This is a genomic window from Pseudomonas sp. LBUM1644, assembly GCF_059716195.1.
In genome coordinates, this window is record NZ_CP166812.1 from 5,347,292 (window position 1) to 5,371,443 (window position 24,152).

17 protein-coding genes, 2 tRNA genes and 3 rRNA genes are annotated in these 24,152 nt (G+C 56.4%); 5 read left to right on the plus strand and 17 right to left on the minus strand.

Features of this window, described 5'->3' with window-relative positions:
• Positions 1 to 6: 6 nt before the first annotated feature.
• The gene (gene can, locus ACA052_RS24495) at positions 7 to 651 is read right to left on the minus strand and encodes a carbonate dehydratase (protein ID WP_497647168.1); all 645 of its coding nucleotides are present in this window, start codon (positions 649 to 651) and stop codon (positions 7 to 9) included.
• A 168-nt stretch (positions 652 to 819) separates the two neighbouring features.
• On the opposite strand from can, the gene ACA052_RS24500 reads away from it, so the two are divergent.
• A complete protein-coding gene (locus tag ACA052_RS24500; protein ID WP_497647169.1) occupies positions 820 to 1,224 on the plus strand; it encodes a serine kinase/phosphatase in 405 nt (134 codons plus the stop codon).
• A gap of 179 nt (positions 1,225 to 1,403) precedes the next feature.
• Here ACA052_RS24500 and rimI read toward each other — a convergent pair whose 3' ends face one another.
• Complete coding sequence (gene rimI / locus ACA052_RS24505) at positions 1,404 to 1,856, minus strand: ribosomal protein S18-alanine N-acetyltransferase (RefSeq protein WP_497647170.1); 453 nt, start codon at positions 1,854 to 1,856, stop codon at positions 1,404 to 1,406.
• Positions 1,849 to 2,586 (minus strand): energy transducer TonB, encoded by a 738-nt coding sequence (locus ACA052_RS24510; protein ID WP_497650391.1) that lies wholly within the window; start codon positions 2,584 to 2,586, stop codon positions 1,849 to 1,851. The genes rimI and ACA052_RS24510 overlap by 8 nt, the downstream gene beginning before the upstream one ends.
• A gap of 237 nt (positions 2,587 to 2,823) precedes the next feature.
• Between ACA052_RS24510 and mksB the strand changes: the two genes are divergently transcribed.
• Genes mksB through mksF form a run of 3 tightly spaced genes read left to right on the plus strand, consistent with a single transcriptional unit; the run spans position 2,824 to position 7,629 of the window.
• Positions 2,824 to 4,101, plus strand: a complete 1,278-nt coding sequence (mksB, locus tag ACA052_RS24515) for an Mks condensin complex protein MksB (RefSeq protein ID WP_497647171.1) — start codon at positions 2,824 to 2,826, stop codon at positions 4,099 to 4,101.
• Positions 4,091 to 4,792 carry an Mks condensin complex protein MksE gene (gene mksE, locus ACA052_RS24520; protein ID WP_497647172.1) on the plus strand — a complete coding sequence of 234 codons (702 nt, stop codon included), beginning with the start codon at positions 4,091 to 4,093 and terminating at the stop codon, positions 4,790 to 4,792. The genes mksB and mksE overlap by 11 nt, the downstream gene beginning before the upstream one ends.
• Complete coding sequence (gene mksF, locus ACA052_RS24525; RefSeq protein WP_497647173.1) at positions 4,789 to 7,629, plus strand: Mks condensin complex protein MksF; 2,841 nt, start codon at positions 4,789 to 4,791, stop codon at positions 7,627 to 7,629. The genes mksE and mksF overlap by 4 nt, the downstream gene beginning before the upstream one ends.
• Positions 7,630 to 7,832: 203 nt before the next feature.
• Here mksF and ACA052_RS24530 read toward each other — a convergent pair whose 3' ends face one another.
• The 14 genes from ACA052_RS24530 to ACA052_RS24595 all read right to left on the minus strand — a co-directional run bounded on the left by ACA052_RS24530 (position 7,833) and on the right by ACA052_RS24595 (position 23,224).
• Positions 7,833 to 10,136, minus strand: a complete 2,304-nt coding sequence (locus ACA052_RS24530) for a PqiB family protein (protein WP_497647174.1) — start codon at positions 10,134 to 10,136, stop codon at positions 7,833 to 7,835.
• On the minus strand, positions 10,129 to 10,752 hold the full coding sequence (locus ACA052_RS24535; RefSeq protein ID WP_497647175.1) for a paraquat-inducible protein A: 624 nt from the start codon (positions 10,750 to 10,752) through the stop codon (positions 10,129 to 10,131). Before ACA052_RS24535 ends, ACA052_RS24530 begins: the two co-directional genes overlap by 8 nt.
• A complete protein-coding gene (locus tag ACA052_RS24540; RefSeq protein ID WP_497647176.1) occupies positions 10,739 to 11,398 on the minus strand; it encodes a paraquat-inducible protein A in 660 nt (219 codons plus the stop codon). The genes ACA052_RS24535 and ACA052_RS24540 overlap by 14 nt, the downstream gene beginning before the upstream one ends.
• Positions 11,399 to 11,547: 149 nt before the next feature.
• A 5S ribosomal RNA gene (gene rrf / locus ACA052_RS24545) occupies positions 11,548 to 11,663 on the minus strand.
• 159 nt (positions 11,664 to 11,822) lie between these two features.
• Positions 11,823 to 14,714, minus strand: a 23S ribosomal RNA gene (locus tag ACA052_RS24550).
• A gap of 248 nt (positions 14,715 to 14,962) precedes the next feature.
• Positions 14,963 to 15,038, minus strand: a tRNA-Ala gene (locus tag ACA052_RS24555).
• 28 nt (positions 15,039 to 15,066) lie between these two features.
• Positions 15,067 to 15,143: transfer RNA gene (locus tag ACA052_RS24560), tRNA-Ile, on the minus strand.
• Between the two features lie 82 nt (positions 15,144 to 15,225).
• Positions 15,226 to 16,762: ribosomal RNA gene (locus tag ACA052_RS24565) — 16S ribosomal RNA — on the minus strand.
• The 16S, 23S and 5S rRNA genes sit together here with 2 tRNA genes alongside, the layout of an rRNA operon.
• A gap of 487 nt (positions 16,763 to 17,249) precedes the next feature.
• On the minus strand, positions 17,250 to 17,870 hold the full coding sequence (msrQ, locus tag ACA052_RS24570; RefSeq protein ID WP_497647177.1) for a protein-methionine-sulfoxide reductase heme-binding subunit MsrQ: 621 nt from the start codon (positions 17,868 to 17,870) through the stop codon (positions 17,250 to 17,252).
• Positions 17,870 to 18,883, minus strand: a complete 1,014-nt coding sequence (gene msrP / locus ACA052_RS24575) for a protein-methionine-sulfoxide reductase catalytic subunit MsrP (RefSeq protein WP_497647178.1) — start codon at positions 18,881 to 18,883, stop codon at positions 17,870 to 17,872. The genes msrQ and msrP overlap by 1 nt, the downstream gene beginning before the upstream one ends.
• Positions 18,884 to 18,941: 58 nt before the next feature.
• The gene (gene pssA / locus ACA052_RS24580) at positions 18,942 to 19,796 is read right to left on the minus strand and encodes a CDP-diacylglycerol--serine O-phosphatidyltransferase (RefSeq protein ID WP_497647179.1); all 855 of its coding nucleotides are present in this window, start codon (positions 19,794 to 19,796) and stop codon (positions 18,942 to 18,944) included.
• Positions 19,797 to 19,940: 144 nt separating this feature from the next.
• Complete coding sequence (gene ilvC / locus ACA052_RS24585) at positions 19,941 to 20,957, minus strand: ketol-acid reductoisomerase (RefSeq protein WP_007948647.1); 1,017 nt, start codon at positions 20,955 to 20,957, stop codon at positions 19,941 to 19,943.
• Between the two features lie 48 nt (positions 20,958 to 21,005).
• Complete coding sequence (ilvN, locus tag ACA052_RS24590) at positions 21,006 to 21,497, minus strand: acetolactate synthase small subunit (protein WP_003205610.1); 492 nt, start codon at positions 21,495 to 21,497, stop codon at positions 21,006 to 21,008.
• Between the two features lie 2 nt (positions 21,498 to 21,499).
• Positions 21,500 to 23,224, minus strand: coding sequence for an acetolactate synthase 3 large subunit (locus tag ACA052_RS24595; RefSeq protein WP_497647180.1), 1,725 nt, complete (start codon positions 23,222 to 23,224; stop codon positions 21,500 to 21,502).
• Between the two features lie 400 nt (positions 23,225 to 23,624).
• Here ACA052_RS24595 and ACA052_RS24600 point away from each other — a divergent pair, with 400 nt between their 5' ends.
• Positions 23,625 to 24,068: a DUF4124 domain-containing protein gene (locus ACA052_RS24600; protein WP_497647181.1), complete on the plus strand. Its 444-nt coding sequence runs from the start codon at positions 23,625 to 23,627 to the stop codon at positions 24,066 to 24,068.
• Positions 24,069 to 24,152 lie beyond the last annotated feature (84 nt).

Below are 24,152 nucleotides of genomic sequence, written 5' to 3' on the forward strand. Positions count from 1 at the left end.
GAAACCTTATTGGGCCTCGACCGGACGCAGGCGATACTGCGGTGGCAACTGCTCAAAACCGCTGATGGTCGTGTTCAGGCTTTTCCAGCGGCCGTCCTTGATGCCGTAGATGCAGCCGTGGATCGACAGCTTCTGCCCGCGATGCCAGGCGTTTTGCACAATGCTGGTGTGGCCGACGTTGGCCACCTGCTGGATCACGTTAAGTTCGCAGAGGCGGTCGACCCGTTCTTCTTCGGTCGGCAACTCCGCCAGCTCTTCGCGTTTTTCGTAGTAGAGATCACGAATCGAGCGCAACCAACCGTCGATCAGGCCGAGCTGGCGATCCTGCATCGAGGCGCGCACGCCGCCGCAACCGTAGTGACCGGTGACCAGGATGTGTTTGACCTTGAGCACGTCCACCGCGTACTGAATCACCGACAGGCAATTGAGGTCGGTGTGCAAGACCACGTTAGCCACGTTGCGGTGCACGAACAGATCGCCGGGCAACATGCCAACAATCTCGTTCGCCGGCACACGGGCGTCAGAGCAGCCGATCCAGAGGAACTCCGGCGTCTGCTGACGGGCCAGCTTGGCGAAGAAGTCAGGATCTTCTTTGGTGATCGCGTCAGCCCAGCGTTCGTTGTTATCAATCAGATCTTGTAATTCGTTCATGCAATGAAGCCTCGTGAATGATGCGCTGCTTTGACAGCCAACCGTCCGTCGGGGTCACGCGCGCGATGCAGATTGCCGATGATGCCTGTTACCTGGGCTCCATTGCGTTGGAATTCTGCAGAACCCTGTGGGTCCACCCTAGTAAGGCCCACAGTATGAGGAATTGCCATGAATGATTCACGACGTCCTTTCGATGCGACGCAACCCGAACCCATCGACGACAACGAAGACCGCATGGGTTCGATGCATGAGCTGGATTTCGACGAGGAAGAACCCAGCGCCAAAATCGGCGACGAGCTGCCGGAAAACCAACGCGAACAGCTTATGCCCAGCGAACGCGTGCGTGAAGCGGGCATGACAGGCGCCTCGACCGCTGACCATGAATCCACCGATGACGACATGAGCCCGGAAACATTGATCCATGAAGATGGTGCAAGGGATGCCCAAGAGGCCGGGGAAAGTGAGCCGGCGGACTGGGATTTGAGCATTGTCGACGAAGACGACATTGGCGGGGGCAATGGGTTGGATGAGGCCGAAATGGCACAGCGGGATCCGATGGACGGTAATCGTTGAACAATCGGCCTAAACGCACACCGTTGATCTATCGGATGGACCGGACTGTAAATGAACACCGTTGATCTATCGGATGGACCGGCCTGTAGGAGCTGCCGAAGGCTGCGATCTTTTGATTTTTCTGTATCGCGATAACAAAGATCAAAAGATCGCAGCCTTCGGCAGCTCCTACAAGGTGTTCAATCGACCAGGGTGCAGGCCATGACGACCGCATCTTCCCGGCCGCCGACGGCGGGGTAGTAATCCCGGCGACGCCCGATTTCATTGAAGCCATAGCGCTCATACAATCGAAACGCGCCACGGTTGCTGTCGCGAACTTCCAGGAAACACTCGCGGGCCTTGGCGTCATACGCCCGGGACATCAGATGTTCCAGCAGCGTCAAGCCCAGGCCACGGCCCTGGTTTTCCGGCTTGACGGTGATGTTCAGCAGATGCGCCTCGTCCAGAATGATCTGCACCACACCATGACCGACCTGCTGCTCGCCTTCGAACATCAGCCAGATCTGGTACTTGCCCAGCCCATCAAGAAAAATCCCGCGGGTCCAGGGATGGCTATAGGCCGCAAATTCTATTTTCAATACAGCGTCAAGGTCCGCCTCGGTCATCGGGCGAAACGATACAGCGTCACTCATTCGATTCTTTCCAGCGCGCCATCAGCCGACGCATGGCTTGCCAGACATCAGCCTTACGCTGTGGCTCTTCCATTAATAATTCCAGGCCCGGCAGGGCCCAGACCGAGCCCAGGCCTTCGACCTGGAGTTCACGGTTGAAGGACTCGGCGTTCGCCTCACCGGCAAACCGCACCGCCGGCAGGCCGATCAGCCACACGCAAACGCACGGAGCGTCTTCCAGCCGGGCCGAGAGAAAACCTTGCACAAAATCGCGGGCCGCTTCCGGGCCTTGATCCATGGTGCCCCGAGCCAGCAACGGCCAGCGCACGGGCTCGCCGACGATTTGCGGGCTGTCCGGCAGACCGGCGGCGCGCAACATGTCCTTGAGCAACAGATAGGCGGGATCGCGGGTCTGGAAGGATTCGCCTGTGGGTAACTCCACCAGCAGCAGGCAGCGCCCGGCGCGCAGCAATTGCAGGGCAAAACGCGGTGGTGGCACGACCGGCGCCTTGACCGCGACCGGTGCCTCCTCTTCGACCTTGGCATTGGTGCGTGTGCTGGCCAGCGATGGGCGCGGCACCTCGACTTTCACCCGTTCGGCCTGTTTGACCACAGGCTCCACGGGCGCATCGGCCACAGGCGCGGGCGCAAACGGGGCGACGACCAACGGCTCGGGCATCTCCAGCAGCTCTGGGCGCGAGGGCGCGGCGAAGGGCAATTCGGTGCGCGGCAGCCAGTTGACCACCTGCATGGCGGTCAAATAGGCGCGGCGGCGGGACTCGATAAGCAAAGGTCGGCCACTTGTGGATAACTAAAGTGCGGTGATTCTACCGCCCTTCGCTCAAGATCGCCCGCGCTGTTGATCGATAGACTTCACCGATAGTCTTTCCACCTATGAAAAATGTGACAGCCCGTCCCGAGAGTGAATCGCATCGGCCGCGATGCAGTACAATCGCGGCTTTTAATTGCCAACCAGCCGGCCATTCCGATGATCGAACCCAAGCGCGTCTTGCGCGCCCTCGCTGAACACTGGGCACTTCTGGAGCCACTGTGCGAGCATTTCGACCAGGGCACCCTGAGCCTCAACGAACTGCGTTCACAGTTGGCCGCCCAGCAGCTCGACAGTACGCCGCAGGACATCACCAGCCTGCTGGACGTGTGGATCCGCCTCGACATTCTGGTTCCCGTGGCGAAAAGCCCGAACCGTTTCGAGCTCAACGCGCAGATCCACGACTTCCTCGCTTACCTGCGCCGTGAGCACCGTCTGGGCCTGTGCCTGGAAATCGAAGCCTATTTGCGCCACCTCGAGCGCCTGGCCGGTTACATCCAGGATGCCTTCGACATTCGCGATGGCAACGATCTTGCGCGTCAGCTGCGTTTGCTCGACATGCGAGTGCGCGATGTTCTGAAGAAGCTCGCCAACGACGAACAGGCACTGGTGGCCGTCGCCGAACGCGCCAAGACCAGCGACCGGCAGATTCCGCTGCGCCAGCGCTACGCCGAAGTGCTGGCGACCTGGGACGAATACGTCGAGCCGATGATCCAGCTGGTGAACGCCGACGGCGCTTTCGAACAAGGCGTGCGCAAAGTCGAAAACGTCCTGCTGAAAATGCTCACCGAGCAGCAGCGCCTCGGCCATCTGGTCGATGACGACATGCTGTTGCGCACCCACGCGCGCATCCTCGAAATGCAGACCAGCGCCCAACTGACCCTGCGCCACGCCCGCGAGCTGCTACTGCCGCTGCGTGAAGAGGCCCGTCGTCATAACGCTGTGACTCGTGGCGCGGCGCTGGCCCTGTCGGCCATCCGCCGTAAAGGCCTCGATGCGGTGCCGCAAGCCGCCATGCCGATGTTCACCCGCCCGCAAAGCACCTTCCTTGGCAGCGCCAGTCAGGTCGAAGCCTACGTCTATGCGCTGGCCCGATTCGAGCCGAAACCGGCACGTTTCCCCAAGGCCCACAAGACTCAAAAAGGCGAAACACCGCGCGCGCCGCGTACGGTTCGGGAAATGCTCGAACGCTGCGAAGACGCCCTGCCGATGCCGGACCTGATGACCTGGCTGCTGGAGCAGGAACCGAACGGCGCCACCGACGAATTGTTGTACTGGTTCTCGCGCCTGTCTCGCGAGAAACGCTTCAAACGCGAGCGTCTGGAACGCCGCGATTACCACACTCATGAGCACCAGGTCAGCCTGCGCTCCTTCGCCCTGCTCTCGGCCGGCGACAGCGCCGCCGAGAATTCTGCGAGCATTCCACATGCATTTTGATCTATCCGAACTGTCCCAGCTGGCGCCGATCTTTCGCGAGCTGTTCAAGGGCTACCACGTCAGCCGCCGCGATCCCGAGCTGTACGCGCAACTGTCAAACTTCCAGGACCAGTACCGCACGCTGTTCAAGGCGCTGGGTTTTGAACTGGTCTGTGACACCCGTGGTTTCTACTACTTCGTGCCGGATCTGGCCGCGGCGGCGGTGAACAAGACTGCCCAGCGCCTGGCGTTGTTCACCTTTATCCTCGTCGAGCACCTGGCGGATCAGGGCCGTGACCCGGTCGCCGTGCTCGACGGCGGCAGCCTCGGTCGCGATGAATTGCCGTCGCTGCTGGAAAAGTACCGCGACCTGTTCATCCAGGCCGAAGTGCAGACCGTCGAAGAACTCGAAGAAAAAATCATGCGCCGCATGACCCAACTCGGTTTCGCCGGTGAAGAAAACGGCGTTTACCGTTTCCTGCCGCCAATGCACCGCTTCCTCGATGTCTGCCTGTCGGTTCAGCAGGATCGCGATCTGGCCGCCAGTCTGCACAGCGTGCTGCCATTGCCAGCGCCAGTGCTGATCGATGACGACAGCGACGAAAAGCTGTTGGAAACCGATGACCCGCTGGACCTTAGCGACTTCGAAGAAGAAAGCGAAGAAGACGCCATGGCCCGCGCCATCGCCGAAGAACAGGAGACCGACGCATGAGCAAGGAACGCTACGGCATTCGCCGCTTCGCCCTTTTGAACACCGCCGGTTACAGCCTCGGCTTGTTTCCGCTGGAAGAGCCGTTGTCGGTTTACGGCGCGAACAACCTCGGTAAATCCGCCTCGATCAACGCCTTGCAGTTCCCGATCCTGGCGCGCATGTCGGACATGAGCTTCGGCAAGTACAGCCTGGAACAATCCCGGCGTTTCTACTTCGCCTCGGACACCAGTTACATCCTCGTTGAGGTCTCGCTGCCCCACGGTCCGCATGTAATCGGCGTGGTCGGTCGCGGCCCGGGTGGTGGTTTCGGTCACCAGTTCTTTGCCTACGCCGGCAAACTGGATCTGGCCCACTACCAGAAAAACGACACCTGCCTGCGCCAGAAAGAGCTATTCACCAACCTTGAGCGCGAAGGCCTGAAAGCCTACGAACTCAAGCCGGATGAACTGCGTCGCTTGCTGGTCGGTGGTCACACCTCGATTCCGCTGGACCTGACACTGATCCCGCTGCGTTCCACCAGTGAGCAAAGCCTGAAGACGTTCCGCGCGTTGTTCATCAACCTGCTGCACATGCGCGAAATCACGGCGGCCAAGCTTAAGCAGCTGTTCCTCGATGCGTTCGAACACAGTTTGCGTTCCGGTAGCGTCGATTACATCGCCGCGTGCGAAGAAGCGTTCCGCGATGTACGACGCATGGAGCAGGACTACAACTCGCTGGTCACGGCCGGCCCGTTAGTCGAAGCCCTCGCCGCCGGCGTGACCCAGCGCAACATCCTGCGCGGCAAACTGCACCGGATCTCGCCGCTGCTCGATTCCTTGCTCGGCACCTGGTCGGACTACGCCAGTGCACGCAAGGAAGAGCTGACGATTCAAGCCGAGCATTACCGCAACGAGCAAGACGCGCTGCAAAACGACCAGCGCGGCGGCACTCAGGAACTGATGCGACTGGAGCGGGAAATCACCGGCATCCAGCGCTGGCTCGGCGAATTGGCGGTGCTCAAGCATCGCTTCGCTTTAGTCGATGACGTCAAAGTCCTGGAGCAGCAACTGCTCGCGGCCAAGGACGCGCACGATGAACTGGCCGGCGCATTGGCGCAGTCGCGACAGTTCAGTGCCGAAGACCTGGAAGAACGTCTGCGGGATCTGGAAAAGCGCCTGAAATCGGTCAAGCAGCAACTCGATCACGCCGACAACAACAGCTACGCCCGTCTGCGCGAAGAATTCTCGCAACAAGACGTCGAGCGCCTGATGCGCCTGTTCAACAGTGCGCTGTTCAGCCTGCCGCTGGGTGAGCACGGCATTACGCTGGACGAGGACGGCCGGTGGGTCAAATCCATGGAACTGATCCTCGACGGCTTCAAAGGCGAGCGCTTCGAAGTGCCGGGGTTGTCCATCGACATCTCGCACATCGAGCCGCCCGCTCTGCAAGCCCTGGCCGATCGCGCCGCATTGCGCGATCAGAAAGAGCGTCTGGAAAAAGAACTCAAGCAGCTTAAAACTCAAGCGGCCGTGGCAGCAGACCGCGCGGCCAGCAAAACCCAGACCGAAGCGCTGTACCAGCAAGTGCTGGATGCGCAGAAAGCCCTGGAAGATTTCCGCCGCGCGCAAACCCTGAGCGCCGAGGAAGACGACAAGCTTGAGCAACTGGCACAGATGGAAGCTGCTCAGGAAGAATTGAAGCGTTCCAGCGACGCCTTCACCGAGCGCGTCCAGCAGTTGTCGGCCAAGCTGCAATTGGTCGGCCGGCAGATTGGCGACATGGAAGCCAAGCAACGCACCCTCGACGACGCCCTGCGCCGCCGTCAGTTGTTGCCGGCAGACCTGCCGTTCGGCACGCCGTTCATGGACCCGATCGACGATTCCATGGATAACCTGCTGCCGCTGCTCAATGACTATCAGGACAGCTGGCAGGGTTTGCAGCGCAGCGATGGTCAGATCGAGGCGCTGTACGCGCAGGTTCGTCTCAAGGGCGTGGCCAAGTTCGACAGCGAAGACGATATGGAGCGTCGCCTGCAACTGCTGATCAACGCGTACGCGCACCGCACCGACGAAGCCCTGACCCTTGGCAAGGCACGCCGTGCGGCGGTGACCGACATCGCCCGGACCCTGCGCAACATCCGCAGCGACTACGACAGCCTCGAGCATCAACTGGCGCTGTTCAACCGCGAGATCAACAAGCGTCAGGTCTCCAACCTGCAGAGCTTCCGCATCGTGCTTGCGCCGAACAAGGAAGCGCTCAAGCACATCGACCAGATCATCCACAGCGCCGGCCAGTATGAAGAAGGCGAAACCCTTTCGGTCTTCGACCTGAGCCAAAGCGCCGATCAGGACAACAAGAACGAAGAAGCCAAGGAATACCTGGCGCGCCTGGTGGCGGCAAACCACAACCAGCTCGGCCTCAAGGATTTGTTCGAGCTGGCGTTCGAGATCACCAAGGTCAACGGCCAGCCGGTTATCCACACCGACATCGACGGCGCTGCGTCCAACGGCACCACGATGACCATCAAGGCGCTGACCAACATGTACTTGTTGCTGCACTTGATGGACCGCGACCAGGCCGGTCGCGTGCGTTTGCCGTACTACCTCGACGAAGCGGCGGACATCGACGAGAAGAACCAGGCCGCGCTGCTGGAAACCAGCCTGCAACTGGGCTTCGTGCCGATCCTGGCGAGTGTGAAGCCACAGGTCTGCGCCAGTGTTGCGATTGACCTGGAAGGCGGCAGCGGGCCGAACGGGATTTACATCGACGAGGCGGACTGGAAGTACATTCGCCGGCACGATGAAGTGAAGGCTTCCGTGAATGTTGAAGCGGATGAACCGGAGCTCGATGCGGTCTGAGTTAAACCGTTAGATACGAAAAGGCCGCGACCCAATGGATCGCGGCCTTTTTCATGGTGTGGGATTTGTAGTGAGCTTTAGGGCCTCTTCGCGAGCAAGCCCGCTCCCACATTTGATCTGTGTCGTATACAAAATCTGTTTACGACGCTGGCCACTGTGGGAGCGGGCTTGCCCGCGAAGGCGTCGTCACAGACGCCGATAGACTATTTACCGAGCGAAATCTTCGGCGCCCACGTCAGCCATTCATCCTCGAACTTATCGAACAACGGGAACGTCTGCTCCGGTCGTGCCGGGCTACCCATGCGGTCACCGTCCGGCGTGGCAAAAGCGATACCGCCCTGAATCAGCGTCTCCAGCGATTCGGTGCGCACTGTGGCACCTTTGAACAAGTCATAGTCAAAACCGAAGCCACTGGAATTCCAGAAACGCGTGCCGCTGCGCACCAGCGGCGCGTACTTCGGCTCGATCAGAATATGCACCAACACACGGTCAGCGGTCTGACCCAGTTCATAACCTGTCACCTTGCCCACGGTGACCTCACGGTAGGTCACTGGCACTCCGGTTTTCAGCGAACCACGGCGAGCGGCGCTCAGGACCAGACTCAATCCGGGTTCAGACTTGGCTGTCTCCGGCGGGTTGGCCAGGGCCACGAAGTTCTTCTGTGGCCCGAGGTTTTTCGCAGCCGGTTGTACTTCGATGTATTGCCCGGTAACCAGGGTTTCGAGGTTGGACGTCTTGATCAGGCCGAGCTCAGGCTTGACCACCCAGAATTGACTTCCTACCCGAGCAATGCGCTCCGGCACTTCGGTAATCCGCGCGGTGAGCATCACCGATTGCAGGTCGTCAGTGAGATCGACGTCTTCAATCTTGCCGACATCCAGACCTTTGAATCGAATCGGCGTGCCGGTTCGCAAGCCGTCGGCGCGATCAACCTTGATGGTCACCACCGCACCTTTTTGCGTCGCATCATCATGACTGGCGAACAGACGGAAACGTGGGATCCGCTTCTGTAACGGTGCCTTGGCTTCCGGCGTTTCAAAAGCGATACCGCCGGCCATCAGGCTTTGCAGCGACTCGCTTTTGACCTGGATTCCGCCAGTCAATCCACCGGTAAGCGTAATTCCGCTGGCATTCCAGAAACGGGTCGAGGCGTTGACGAGCCCTTCATACTCCTTCTCGATGTGGACACCGATGACCAGTTGTTTCTTGGTCTTGGAGAATTGATAGCTCTGGACCGAACCGACCTTGACCTGCTTGTAGAGTATTGGACTGCCAACCTCCAGCGAACCAAGATTTTCGGTGAACAACACCAAGTGCAATCCTGGTGACCGCAGATCCAGCGGCGGGGCCTTGGGCCGTGCTACAAACTCGCGTTGTGGCGCTGCGCCTTTGTCGCCGGGACGAACGGCGATGTAGTTACCTTTGACCAGTGCTTCCAGGCCAGTGATCCCCGCAAGGGAGATCGACGGCTTGACCACCCAGAACTGCGTGCCCTCTACCAGGTAATCCTCGGCCAACGGATCAAGCGTCAATTCAGCAGTGGCGCCGGACAGGTCCGGATCGATCTTCAGCGCTTTCAGGTTGCCGACCTGGATGCCTTTGTACATCACGGGGGTTCGGCCAGCTTGCAAGCCTTCGAAGTCGCTGAGTTTGACCTTGACCCGGATGCCGGCAGCAGCTGCGTCGAAGTCTTCATACAGACGGAACGGCAGGCTTGGATCGGTGGGAGGACTGTCCTTGCGGTTTTCCGGTGTGGCGAAGGCAATACCGCCCGCGACAATGCTGGCCAAAGACTCACTGCGCACTTTCACACCCGACAGGTTAGCGTCGATGCTGATGCCGCTGGCATTCCAGAAACGCGTGTGTTTGCGCACCAGTTTGGCGTAAGTGGGCTCAATGAAGACTTTTAACTCAACCGTGCTTTGGTCTTCGGACAGCAGGTAACTTTTGATCTGACCGACCTTGATCTGTTTGTAGAACACCGGACTGCCGCGGTTGAGCGAACCGAGGCGATCAGCCTTGATAGTCAGGTGCAGGCCGGGCTTCGCATCTGACAGCGGCGGCTCTTCGGCCAGGGCCTTGAACTTGCGCGTAGGTTCGCCTTCGCCGGGGCTGATGGCCACGTAGTTGCCCGACACCAGAGTCTCCAGGCCCGTGATACCGGCCAGGGTCACGCTCGGTTTGACCAGCCAGAAGCGCGTGCTGGTCCTGAGGTATTGCTCCACGTCCTTGTTCATCTCGACGGTGGCGATCACGCCTTTGGCGGCACCTTCGTCGTCGAGCTTGAGGGCTTTCACCTTACCGACCGACATGCCTTTGTAGACGACTTCAGTCTTGTTGGCTTGAATGCCTTCGCCGCTTTCGAAACGCACTTGAATCTCGATGCCCGTTTCGTTGTAGGCACGCCAGCCGAGCCAGCCACCGATGATCAAGGCAATCAGGGGCAACACCCAAATGGCAGACCAGTTCGAAGCCGGTCGGGTTTTAGCTGTAGGCAAATCAGTCATAGTCGTCGTCCGACTCCGTGTTATCCCAAATCAGTCGGGGATCGAAAGTAACTGCGGCAAGCATCGTCAGAATCACCACACTGGCGAAAGCGATAGCACCAAGATTGGCTTCGACGCTGGCAAGCCGTCCGAAATTCACGACCGCCACCAGGATCGCGATCACAAAGATGTCCAGCATTGACCAGCGGCCGATGAACTCGATAAAGCGGTACATCCAGATACGTTGACGAGCCGAGAGCGGCTGGCGGCGCTGCACCGAAAACAGCAGAAGCGCGATGCCTACCAACTTGAACGTCGGGACCAGGATACTGGCGATAAAAACCACGGCAGCGATTGGAATCATGCCGTGCTGAACCAGTTGAATGACGCCGGACATGATGGTGCTGGGGTCACCCTGCCCCAAGGAACTGACCGTCATGATTGGCAGCACGTTTGCCGGGATGTAGAGAATGGCAGCGGTGACCAGAAGTGCCCACGTGCGCGCCAGACTGTTCGGGCGACGCGCGTGCACCAACGCACCGCAACGGGTGCAGGTCTGTTCATCGCTATCAGCTTCCTGCTTGTTCAATTCGTGGCATTCGGTACAAATCAGAATGCCTGCATCAATCGCCCGCATGGGCATCCTCTCCTGATAAAGCCTGCCAGATCTGATGAGGCGACATCACCACCTCCAACCAGACCTGAACCAACAACAAACTGATGAAGCACGCCAGACCGAGGCCTACGGTAATTGCTGCCATATCTGCCAGCTTTACGATTGCTACCAGTACACCCATGAGGTAGACCTCAAGCATCCCCCAGTCTCGTAGATGGTGATAAATGCGGTAGAGCAGAAGGCCATAGCTGCGGCCAATATCAAAACGGATACTCAACAGCACGACCAGTTGGCAGAGCAACTTGAGCAGCGGGATCCCCATGCTGCAGAGGAAGACTACGACTGCAACGCCTTGCATGCCGGTATCGAACAGGCCGACAACGCCGGTCCAGACAGTGTCATGCGACGATTGCCCGAGTAGATGGAGCTGCATGATGGGTAAAAAGTTCGCCGGGATATACAACAATAATGCGGCAATGACTAAGGCAAGACTGCGCTGCACAACATTGTGTCGATGGGCGTAGAGCTCGTATCCGCAGCGTGGACACAGGGCTTTCTCGCCTTGAGCGAGCTCGGGCTTGCGCATCAGCAAGTCGCACTCATGACACGCCACCAAGTCGTCCAGCGGTAATTCTGACAGCCCAGGGGCGTCAACCGGATCTGGCATAAGGGCTCTGGCTCCGAAAAAGGTGGACCTATTCTAGTGTCCAGAATCGAAAATAACTGTGCAAATTTTTGCTGTACCTGGATCGTGCTTTTATTCCAGGCAAAACAAAACCCCTACCTGCGTACGCAGATAGGGGTTTCGGAATTTAATCTTGACGATGACCTACTCTCACATGGGGAAACCCCACACTACCATCGGCGATGCATCGTTTCACTGCTGAGTTCGGGATGGGATCAGGTGGTTCCAATGCTCTATGGTCGTCAAGAAATTCGGTAGCCGGCTCGTTCTCCTTGCGGATCACGCTCCAGCGAATGGGTATGTGATAGATCTTGGTGCTTTGTGAGTATCTCGAACTTTCGGTTCGTTTCGTCTTCACACACCGCAATCTGGCCTCTTTCGAGTTCACAAATTGCTTGGGTGTTATATGGTCAAGCCTCACGGGCAATTAGTATTGGTTAGCTCAACGCCTCACAGCGCTTACACACCCAACCTATCAACGTCGTAGTCTTCGACGGCCCTTCAGGGGACTCAAGGTCCCAGTGAGATCTCATCTTGAGGCTAGTTTCCCGCTTAGATGCTTTCAGCGGTTATCTATTCCGAACATAGCTACCCGGCAATGCCACTGGCGTGACAACCGGAACACCAGAGGTTCGTCCACTCCGGTCCTCTCGTACTAGGAGCAGCCCCTCTCAAATCTCAAACGTCCACGGCAGATAGGGACCGAACTGTCTCACGACGTTCTAAACCCAGCTCGCGTACCACTTTAAATGGCGAACAGCCATACCCTTGGGACCGGCTTCAGCCCCAGGATGTGATGAGCCGACATCGAGGTGCCAAACACCGCCGTCGATATGAACTCTTGGGCGGTATCAGCCTGTTATCCCCGGAGTACCTTTTATCCGTTGAGCGATGGCCCTTCCATACAGAACCACCGGATCACTAAGACCTACTTTCGTACCTGCTCGACGTGTCTGTCTCGCAGTCAAGCGCGCTTTTGCCTTTATACTCTACGACCGATTTCCGACCGGTCTGAGCGCACCTTCGTACTCCTCCGTTACTCTTTAGGAGGAGACCGCCCCAGTCAAACTACCCACCATACACTGTCCTCGATCCGGATAACGGACCTGAGTTAGAACCTCAAAGTTGCCAGGGTGGTATTTCAAGGTTGGCTCCACGCGAACTGGCGTCCACGCTTCAAAGCCTCCCACCTATCCTACACAAGCAAATTCAAAGTCCAGTGCAAAGCTATAGTAAAGGTTCACGGGGTCTTTCCGTCTAGCCGCGGATACACTGCATCTTCACAGCGATTTCAATTTCACTGAGTCTCGGGTGGAGACAGCGCCGCCATCGTTACGCCATTCGTGCAGGTCGGAACTTACCCGACAAGGAATTTCGCTACCTTAGGACCGTTATAGTTACGGCCGCCGTTTACCGGGGCTTCGATCAAGAGCTTCGCGTTAGCTAACCCCATCAATTAACCTTCCGGCACCGGGCAGGCGTCACACCCTATACGTCCACTTTCGTGTTTGCAGAGTGCTGTGTTTTTAATAAACAGTCGCAGCGGCCTGGTATCTTCGACCGGCATGGGCTTACGCAGTAAATGCTTCACCCTCACCGGCGCACCTTCTCCCGAAGTTACGGTGCCATTTTGCCTAGTTCCTTCACCCGAGTTCTCTCAAGCGCCTTGGTATTCTCTACCCAACCACCTGTGTCGGTTTGGGGTACGGTTCCTGGTTACCTGAAGCTTAGAAGCTTTTCTTGGAAGCATGGCATCAACCACTTCGTCACCCAAAGGGTAACTCGTCATCAGCTCTCGGCCTTAGAATCCCGGATTTACCTAAGATTCCAGCCTACCACCTTAAACTTGGACAACCAACGCCAAGCTGGCCTAGCCTTCTCCGTCCCTCCATCGCAATAACCAGAAGTACAGGAATATTAACCTGTTTTCCATCGACTACGCTTTTCAGCCTCGCCTTAGGGACCGACTAACCCTGCGTCGATTAACGTTGCGCAGGAAACCTTGGTCTTTCGGCGTGGGTGTTTTTCACACCCATTGTCGTTACTCATGTCAGCATTCGCACTTCTGATACCTCCAGCAAGCTTCTCAACTCACCTTCACAGGCTTACAGAACGCTCCTCTACCGCATCACCTAAGTGATACCCGTAGCTTCGGTGTATGGTTTGAGCCCCGTTACATCTTCCGCGCAGGCCGACTCGACTAGTGAGCTATTACGCTTTCTTTAAAGGGTGGCTGCTTCTAAGCCAACCTCCTAGCTGTCTAAGCCTTCCCACATCGTTTCCCACTTAACCATAACTTTGGGACCTTAGCTGACGGTCTGGGTTGTTTCCCTTTTCACGACGGACGTTAGCACCCGCCGTGTGTCTCCCATGCTCGGCACTTGTAGGTATTCGGAGTTTGCATCGGTTTGGTAAGTCGGGATGACCCCCTAGCCGAAACAGTGCTCTACCCCCTACAGTGATACATGAGGCGCTACCTAAATAGCTTTCGAGGAGAACCAGCTATCTCCGAGCTTGATTAGCCTTTCACTCCGATCCACAGGTCATCCGCTAACTTTTCAACGGTAGTCGGTTCGGTCCTCCAGTTAGTGTTACCCAACCTTCAACCTGCCCATGGATAGATCGCCCGGTTTCGGGTCTATTCCCAGCGACTAGACGCCCTATTAAGACTCGCTTTCGCTACGCCTCCCCTATTCGGTTAAGCTCGCCACTGAAAATAAGTCGCTGACCCATTATACAAAAGGTACGCAGTCACCCAACAAAGTGGGCTCCCACTGCTTGTACGCATACGGTTTCAGGATCTATTTCACTCCCCTCTCCGGGGTTCTTTTCGCCTTTCCCTCACGGTACTAGTTCACTATCGGTCAGTCAGTAGTATTTAGCCTTGGAGGATGGTCCCCCCATATTCAGACAAAGTTTCTCGTGCTCCGTCCTACTCGATTTCATGACTAAGAGATTTTCGCGTACAGGGCTATCACCCACTATGGCCGTACTTTCCAGAACGTTCCGCTAATCTCAAAGCCACTTAAGGGCTAGTCCCCGTTCGCTCGCCACTACTAAGGGAATCTCGGTTGATTTCTTTTCCTCAGGGTACTTAGATGTTTCAGTTCCCCTGGTTCGCCTCTTAAGCCTATGTATTCAGCTTAAGATAACCATCTTATGATGGCTGGGTTCCCCCATTCAGACATCTCCGGATCAAAGTCTGTTTGCCGACTCCCCGAAGCTTTTCGCAGGCTACCACGTCTTTCATCGCCTCTGACTGCCAAGGCATCCACCGTATGCGCTTCTTCACTTGACCATATAACCCCAAGCAATCTGGTTATACTGTGAAGACGACATTCGCCGAAAATTCGATAATACTCAATTAAGAGCAACTCAAAAATTTTACCTTAGCCTGATCCGTTACCAGTGAAAGTAACGTTCAGTCTATCTTTCTATCACATACCCAAATTTTTAAAGAACGATCTAATCAAAGACTAGAAATCAACATTCACCATCATCACGATGGAATGCTCATTTCTAAGCTTTCAACAACAGAAGCAGTAGTGGTGGAGCCAAACGGGATCGAACCGTTGACCTCCTGCGTGCAAGGCAGGCGCTCTCCCAGCTGAGCTATGGCCCCGTATTGCTACAGGTTCCCACACAAAAATTGGTGGGTCTGGGCAGATTCGAACTGCCGACCTCACCCTTATCAGGGGTGCGCTCTAACCAACTGAGCTACAGACCCAATTTCGGGCTGCTTCTTATCGTCTTCTTCAATGAATCAAGCAATTCGTGTGGGAACTTATGGAGCAGCTGATGTCGTCGATTAAGGAGGTGATCCAGCCGCAGGTTCCCCTACGGCTACCTTGTTACGACTTCACCCCAGTCATGAATCACACCGTGGTAACCGTCCTCCCGAAGGTTAGACTAGCTACTTCTGGTGCAACCCACTCCCATGGTGTGACGGGCGGTGTGTACAAGGCCCGGGAACGTATTCACCGCGACATTCTGATTCGCGATTACTAGCGATTCCGACTTCACGCAGTCGAGTTGCAGACTGCGATCCGGACTACGATCGGTTTTCTGGGATTAGCTCCACCTCGCGGCTTGGCAACCCTCTGTACCGACCATTGTAGCACGTGTGTAGCCCAGGCCGTAAGGGCCATGATGACTTGACGTCATCCCCACCTTCCTCCGGTTTGTCACCGGCAGTCTCCTTAGAGTGCCCACCATTACGTGCTGGTAACTAAGGACAAGGGTTGCGCTCGTTACGGGACTTAACCCAACATCTCACGACACGAGCTGACGACAGCCATGCAGCACCTGTCTCAATGTTCCCGAAGGCACCAATCCATCTCTGGAAAGTTCATTGGATGTCAAGGCCTGGTAAGGTTCTTCGCGTTGCTTCGAATTAAACCACATGCTCCACCGCTTGTGCGGGCCCCCGTCAATTCATTTGAGTTTTAACCTTGCGGCCGTACTCCCCAGGCGGTCAACTTAATGCGTTAGCTGCGCCACTAAGAGCTCAAGGCTCCCAACGGCTAGTTGACATCGTTTACGGCGTGGACTACCAGGGTATCTAATCCTGTTTGCTCCCCACGCTTTCGCACCTCAGTGTCAGTATCAGTCCAGGTGGTCGCCTTCGCCACTGGTGTTCCTTCCTATATCTACGCATTTCACCGCTACACAGGAAATTCCACCACCCTCTACCATACTCTAGCTCGACAGTTTTGAATGCAGTTCCCAGGTTGAGCCCGGGGATTTCACATCCAACTTAACGAACCACCTACGCGCGCTTTACGCCCAGTAATTCCGATTAACGCTTGCACCCTCTGTATTACCGCGGCTGCTGGCACAGAGTTAGCCGGTGCTTATTCTGTCGGTAACGTCAAAACAGCACAGTATTAATGTACTGCCCTTCCTCCCAACTTAAAGTGCTTTACAATCCGAAGACCTTCTTCACACACGCGGCATGGCTGGATCAGGCTTTCGCCCATTGTCCAATATTCCCCACTGCTGCCTCCCGTAGGAGTCTGGACCGTGTCTCAGTTCCAGTGTGACTGATCATCCTCTCAGACCAGTTACGGATCGTCGCCTTGGTGAGCCATTACCTCACCAACTAGCTAATCCGACCTAGGCTCATCTGATAGCGCAAGGCCCGAAGGTCCCCTGCTTTCTCCCGTAGGACGTATGCGGTATTAGCGTCCGTTTCCGAGCGTTATCCCCCACTACCAGGCAGATTCCTAGGCATTACTCACCCGTCCGCCGCTCTCAAGAGAAGCAAGCTTCTCTCTACCGCTCGACTTGCATGTGTTAGGCCTGCCGCCAGCGTTCAATCTGAGCCATGATCAAACTCTTCAGTTCAAACATCTTTGGGTTTTTAAGAAACCCTAAACTTGGCTCAGCAATCGTTGGTTACATCTTTGATTTCTCGCGGAGTAACTTGTGATGCTGATAATCTTGTTGACTATCAGTCTGACTCCACAAGCACCCACACGAATTGCTTGATTCAGTTGTTAAAGAGCGGTTGGTTAAGATCTTTCGTCTCAACCGAGGCGCGCATTCTACAGCAGCCTCTGTTGCTGTCAAGCGGTTATTTTTCGAAGTTTTCAAAGTTTCCTCTGCAACTTCAACCACTTGCGCTTTCGATCTCTCGTCAGCGGGAGGCGAATTCTACAGCGTTACTCGCTGCTGTCAACACCTCTTTTTCAACTCCCTTTCGGCTTCGATGACCTGAAGCAACTCACTGTCGAAAACTGCGTAACTCTTTGTTTAGCAAGGAGTTTTCCGTTTCGACTGCGCCGGAAGTGGGGCGAATTATAGAGGTTCAGAATCTGCCGTCAAGCCTTAATTATGCCTTTCTTGTGGAGGGTGCCTTTTTAGCCATTAGACGCGGGATTCGGCGGGTAACCGCTGGTATACGCAGTATCAACAGCACCGCCCCTATAGAGGCATAGATTGCCCACTCCTTCAGGTCGGCACGCACAATCCACAACATATGCAGTAATCCAAGCCCGAGAATCACATAAACCAGCCGATGCAGCTTCTTCCAGCGCGAACCCAGACGTCGCTGACTGTAGCGATTTGAGGTCACCGCCATTGCCAGCAAACACAGAAACCCCAGTGTCCCGACAATGATATACGGCCGCTTGCGCAACTCGACCCCCAGTTGCGACCAGTCAAACCCGAGAATAAACGCTGTATAGCCGCTCAGATGCAAAACTACATAAGCAAAGCACCACAGGCCCAGCTGCCGCCGAACAGCAATCCACCCTGCCCATCCGGTCATTTTCTGCAGAGGCGTCATGCTCAATGTAATAAGCAAGAGGACAAGCGTCCCCAGCCCGAGCCGATCAACCAGCACTTTGCCCGGATCAGGCCCGAGCACATCCGCCCAAGCCTGATACAACCAGAGCAAAGGCCAAATCGAAGCCGCGATGAAAATACCCAAGCGCCAGAGCGGATATCGCATCAGTAGTTCTTCCGCAGATCGAGCCCTGCATATAAAGAAGCGACTTCATCCGAGTACCCGTTAAACATTTGCGTGTCACGCACATTGGGCTTGAACAGACCACTCGGCAACCGTCGCTCGCGGGCCTGAGTCCAGCGCGGGTGATCAACCGCAGGATTCACATTCGCATAGAAACCATACTCATCGGCTGCAATGCTCTGCCAAGTGGTTTTCGGCTGCTCGGCAACCAGACTGATCCGCACGATGGATTTGACGCTCTTGAAGCCATACTTCCAAGGCACCACCAAGCGTAAAGGTGCGCCGTTCTGATTCGGCAACTCTCGTCCGTACATCCCCACCGCAAGAATCGCCAACGGGTTCATCGCCTCATCCAGACGCAGCCCTTCTACATAAGGCCACTCTATCAAGGCAAAACCGGAGCGCTGCCCCGGCATGGCTTTTGGATCCTGCAGTGTCTCGAAGCGAATGAATTTCGCCTTGGAGGTCGGCTCGACGACATTCAGCAAGGCCGAGATGGGAAATCCGATCCATGGGATGACCATCGACCAGGCCTCCACACAACGAAGACGATAGACCCGCTCCTCCAACTGATAAGGCTTCATGAAGTCCTCCAGCGCATACCGCCCCGGCTTACCCACTTCACCGTCAATCACCACACTCCATGGCTCAGTTTTCAGGGCGCCAGCATTGGCGGCCGGATCACCTTTATCGGTGCCGAACTCATAGAAGTTGTTGTAGTGGGTCGCGTCCTTGAATGGCGTGATCGCTTCATCCTTGACGCTGATAGCACCCCACTTGGTAGAAGGGAGCTTTTCTGTAAACCAGGAAGGCGCCTTGCCAGGCTCGACATCGGCATAACGCGCAGCATCATCGGCAGAGGCCCAACCCGGAAGACCGCCCACGGCCAAACCAGCAACGGCAGCACCGAGCACTTTACGACGAGACAGATAGAAGGATTCAGGCGTGACGTCCGACTCATGACAGTCAGACGACTTGGGGACTTTGATCAGCATGGCAACTCCGCAGCATTGGAGGACAGATGCACCAATAGACTGCGGAGTATGAGGGAAATTACGCGTTCTTGTTCCGACGAAGGCGTAACAGATATTGAACCGGACCAGAGGCCGCATAGGCGAGGAAAACCAGCAGCAGGATACGCGGAGGATCGCTGAACACCACTGCAAACACCAATACCACAGCGAGGATCGCAACAAAGGGAACCCGCCCTTTCAAGTCCAGCTCCTTGAAGCTGTTGTACTTGATGTTACTGACCATCAGCATACCGGCAGCCGCAACCATCAGCGCCACCAGGAAAGACATCTTGGATCCCTGGATCCCGTAATCACTGAACGCCCACACAATACCTGCAACCACACCTGCGGCAGCCGGACTGGCCAACCCAATGAAGTAGCGTTTATCGGCGGTGCCGACCTGGGTGTTGAAGCGCGCCAGGCGTAACGCAGCGCCGGCGACATAGATGAAGGCGACCATCCAGCCGACCTTGCCCATGTCTCCCAGGGCCCAGCCGAATGCCAGCAAGGCCGGCGCAACACCAAAGGCGACCATGTCCGACAGCGAGTCGTACTCGGCGCCAAACGCGCTCTGGGTATTGGTCATACGGGCGACGCGACCATCGAGGCCATCGAGCACCATGGCAACGAAAATCGCGATCGCCGCAAAAGCAAAATACTTGCTCGCGTTGACTGAATCACCTGCGCTCAACGCCGCCTGGGCACTCATCGAGTTGATGATGGAATAAAACCCTGCGAACAGGTTCGCAGTGGTGAACAGATTCGGCAGAAGATAGATACCACGATGCCGGACTTTACGGCCTTCAGCGTCGTGCCCTTCTTCGATGTGTTCATCGATGGGCAGCAGGCTTTCGGCGTCAGAAGCCTGGTTTGGCTCTTCGGGACGTTCGCTCATGGACATTACCTTGCAACGGGGTGGAAAGTTTCGACAGGTGTCTGGGACGACGGTTCGGCCGCAAACGATGCAGCTTTATACCAGAACCGGCCACCCAAACGAAAAAACGCGGCCTAGGCCGCGTTTTCCGTACAAGTGCGCGACTTAGTTTTTGGCTTTGTCGACGATCTTGTTGGCACCGATCCACGGCATCATGGAGCGCAGTTGCTCGCCGATGATTTCGATACCGTGAGCGGCGTTATTACGACGCTTGGCGGTCATCGAAGGATAGCCGGTAGCGCCTTCGCTGATGAACATCTTGGCGTATTCACCGTCCTGAATACGTTTCAGGGCGTTGCGCATGGCCTGACGGGACTCGGCGTTGATCACTTCCGGACCGGTCACGTATTCGCCGTATTCAGCGTTGTTGGAGATCGAGTAGTTCATGTTGGCGATACCGCCTTCGTACATGAGGTCAACGATCAGTTTCAGTTCGTGCAGGCATTCGAAGTAGGCCATTTCCGGCGCGTAGCCAGCTTCAACCAGGGTTTCGAAACCGGCTTTGACCAGTTCAACGGTACCGCCACACAGAACGGCTTGTTCGCCGAACAGGTCGGTTTCGGTCTCGTCCTTGAAGGTGGTTTCGATGATGCCGGTACGGCCGCCACCCACGCCAGCAGCGTAGGACAGTGCAACGTTTTTAGCGTTGCCGGAAGCATCCTGATAGATCGCGATCAGGTCAGGAATGCCGCCGCCTTTGACGAACTCGGAACGCACGGTGTGACCCGGTGCTTTCGGCGCGATCATGATCACGTCGAGGTCGGCGCGCGGAACAACCTGGTTGTAGTGGATCGCGAAGCCGTGGGAGAAGGCCAGGGTGGCGCCTTTCTTGATGTTCGGCTCGATTTCATTTTTGTACAGGGCAGACTGGAACTCGTCCGGGGTCAGGATCATGACCAGGTCGGCAGCAGCAACAGCGGAAGCAACGTCGGTCACTTTCAGGCCGTGAGCTTCGGCTTTGGCAACAGTCGCCGAACCTTTACGCAGACCAACAGTAACGTCAACGCCGGAGTCTTTCAGGTTGCACGCTTGAGCGTGGCCCTGGGAACCGTAACCAATGATGGCAACTTTCTTGCCCTGGATGATCGACAGGTCGCAGTCTTTTTCGTAATAAACTTTCATGAAATTCCCCTATATATCCAGGCCGTTCAGGCCATTCGCTAATTTGGTTTAGATGCTGAGTACTTTATCGCCGCGAGCGATACCGGTTACGCCGCTACGGACGGTTTCCAGAATCGAGGCGGTGCCGATGGACTGAATGAAGCTGTCGAGCTTGTCGCTGGTACCGGTCAGTTGAACGGTATACACGCTAGCGCTGACATCGACGATCTGCCCACGGTAAATATCGGTAGTGCGCTTGATCTCAGCGCGCTGGGCGCCGGTGGCCTTGACCTTGACCAGCATCAGTTCGCGCTCGATATGAGCACTTTCCGACAGGTCGACCAATTTGACCACTTCGATCAGCTTGTTCAGGTTCTTGGTGATCTGCTCGATGATTTCATCGTGGCCAACCGTGGTCAGCGTCAGACGCGACAGAGTCGGGTCTTCGGTTGGCGCCACAGTGAGGCTTTCGATGTTGTAGTTGCGCTGCGAGAACAGGCCGACTACACGAGACAGAGCACCGGGTTCGTTTTCCAGAAGCAAGGAAATAATGTGCCGCATGATTAAGTACGCTCCGTCTTGCTCAGCCACATATCGCGCATGGAGCCGTCTTTGATCTGCATCGGGTAGACGTGCTCGGCGGCATCGACCTTGATATCGATGAATACCAGGCGATCCTTCATGGCGAACGCTTGTTCCATCATCGGCTTCAAATCTTTCAAGTCGGTGATGCGCATACCGACGTGACCATAGGCTTCCGCCAACTTGACGAAGTCCGGCAACGATTCCATATAGGAGTGCGAGTGACGCGCGCCGTAGCTCATGTCCTGCCACTGACGGACCATGCCCAGCACGCCGTTGTTGAGCAGGATGATCTTCACCGGCAGGTCATGCTGCAGACAGGTCGACAGCTCCTGGATGTTCATCTGGATACTGCCTTCACCGGTAACGCACGCCACGTCAGCGTCCGGGAAGTTCAGTTTCACGCCCATTGCTGCCGGAAAACCGAAGCCCATCGTGCCCAGGCCACCGGAGTTGATCCAGCGATTTGGCTTGTTGAAGCGGTAGTATTGGGCGGCGAACATCTGATGCTGACCGACGTCCGAAGCCACATAGGCGTCGCCCTTGGTCACTTCATGAAGGGTCTCGATCACGGTTTGCGGCTTGATGATGCTGCCGTCACCCTTGTTGTAAGGGAACATGTCGCGATCACCGCGCCACTCTTCCACTTGCTTCCACCAGGCAGCGACCGAATCCTTGTTAGGGGTCTCGCCGATCTCCTTGAAGGTAGCGACCATTTCGGTCAATACGCTTTCCACCGGCCCTACGATAGGAACGTCGGCCTTGATGGTCTTGGAGATCGAAGCCGGGTCGATATCGATGTGGATGATCTTGGCGCTTGGGCAGAACTTCGACGCACCGTTGATAACACGGTCATCGAAACGCGCGCCTACGGCCATGATCACGTCCGCATGGTGCATCGCCAGATTGGCCGTGTAGCTGCCGTGCATACCGAGCATGCCAAGGAACTGGCGGTCGCTGCCCGGATAGGCGCCAAGGCCCATCAACGTATTGGTCACCGGCGCGTTCAGCAGTTGCGCCAACTCGGTCAACGGCGCGGAGCCGTTACCCAGGATGACGCCGCCGCCGGCGTAGATGATCGGCCGCTTGGCCGCCAGCAACATTTCCACGGCTTTGCGGATCTGGCCGGAGTGACCACGAACCGCCGGGCTGTAGGAACGCAGTTTGGCTTTTTTCGGGAAGATATATTCGAACTTCTCGGCCGGGTTGGTCATGTCTTTTGGAATGTCGACAACGACGGGACCAGGACGACCGGACTGCGCCAGGTAGAAGGCCTTTTTCATGATTTCCGGGATTTCGGAAGCATGCTTGATCATGAAACTGTGTTTCACGATTGGCCGGGAGATACCGATCATGTCGGTTTCCTGGAACGCATCGGTACCGACCATGGTGCTAGGCACCTGGGCGGTCAGGATGACCATCGGGATCGAGTCCATGTACGCGGTGGCAATACCGGTAATGACGTTGGTCGCGCCGGGACCGGAGGTCACCAGTACGACGCCGGCCTTGCCGGTTGCACGCGCATAGCCGTCAGCCATGTGAGTGGCTGCTTGCTCATGACGAACGAGAATATGTTGAACGGCTGGTTCTTTGAACAGCGCGTCATAGATATGCAATGCGGCACCGCCCGGGTACCCATAGATATATTTGACGCCTTCGTCACGCAAAAAGCGGACGAGCATCTCACCGCCAGATAAAAGCTCCACGTTGTTCACCTCTAAAACGCCAGAATACCGTCCACACACAAGGGGACGGGTCTTAATAGGTTTACTTCTCAGCAGAGCATGAGCGACGGTGGTCGCCGACTACGTCAGCACTGACTGAGCAAGTATTGGGATCGTCCCAAGTGTTGCGGGCCTTTCCCACCCAGCGCGAGGTAACGCGTTGCGGGTGTAACAGGTCGGCGCGGATGTGCGCCTCATGATCTGCCGAGTGGGCCTGCTTCTGGCAGTCCCTCTACAGCGGACTTTGGATTCTTCTGTTTCGTCCCCCGCAAGTCAAGTCGTCTATGTGCTTTATTGAAGTAAGCACATGAGAAAGCAAGAAAAAACCGCTAAACATCAACTGTGTTAGCTTCAATTGCGCAACTCATGGCAAGGAAATGACATGCGAAAGCTCTTCATGGTCGGTCTGCTCATCAGCCCTTGGTGCATGGCGGGCCAGATCTACAAATGGGTCGACGCCCAAGGCGTCACCCACTTCGACGCACAACCACCTCAAGGCCAGGCAGCGACGACGCTGGTGACGCCCTCCTCGCCTGCCGGCAAACCGGCCGCGCCACCACGCGACAGCGCCATCGGCGATCAAGGGGCCATCGATAACACTGTGAAAAAACAGGTGGCCGAGCAGCAGGCCCAGCTAAAGGTGTTTTGCGAGCAGGCCCGGACAAATTTGGCTCAACTGCAGAACAATCCGCGACTACGGGAAGAGGTTGATGGCGAGATGCGCCGCTTGACCGACCAAACACGTCAGGAGCGCATTACCGAAGCACAGAAACAGATAGCGGAGAACTGTGCAGGAGCTGTAGGAGCTGTAGGAGCTGCCGAGTGAAACGAGGCTGCGATCTTTTGATTTTGCTTTTTAAGAAACAAGATCAAAAGATCGCAGCCTCGTTTCTCTCGGCAGCTCCTACAA